Here is a 424-nt window from a genome sequence, read left to right as displayed (position 1 = left end):
GGTGACGGGTGGTCCGGTGGGCGGCGGACTCCTCCCCCGCCGAACCGCCGCCCACCGGACCACCCGTCACCGGCGTCGAGGTGAACTGCAACGGCAGTGCCTGCGACGGCGAGGACCCGATGGAACTCGGCTGCGGCGGCGACGCCTGGACGTCCGCGCTCAGCCGGGTCGGCGGATCGTACGTCGAGGTCCGCTACAGCAGCCTCTGCCGCGCGGGCTGGGCCCGCATCAAGTGGGCACGCCCCGGAGACCGCGTCGCACTCGTCGCGACGGACGGCCGCCGCCACCGCGAGGTGGTGCCCGACGACCGGAACCGCTCGGCGTTCACCCTCATGCTCGGCGCCCCGGCCCCCGAGGACGTCAAGGCCTGCTGGCGCCTCCGTTCCGGCGCCACGGGCTGCACCGACCCCGGCGGCACCACCCC

The 424-nt window shown here is 75.9% G+C and carries 1 protein-coding gene; it reads left to right on the top strand.

Annotation, left to right across the window (positions count from 1 at the left end):
- Window positions 1-8: 8 nt before the first annotated feature.
- Window positions 9-424, top strand: a 416-nt coding sequence (locus FNX44_RS27695; RefSeq protein ID WP_153507833.1) for a DUF2690 domain-containing protein, incomplete at its 3' end; no start/stop codon positions are given.

Origin of the sequence: Streptomyces alkaliterrae (genome assembly GCF_007097205.2) — a bacterium.
In the GTDB taxonomy this organism is placed as follows: domain Bacteria; phylum Actinomycetota; class Actinomycetes; order Streptomycetales; family Streptomycetaceae; genus Streptomyces; species Streptomyces alkaliterrae.
Note: the sequence above shows the minus strand (reverse complement) of the source record. Positions and strands in the feature narration are given on the sequence as shown.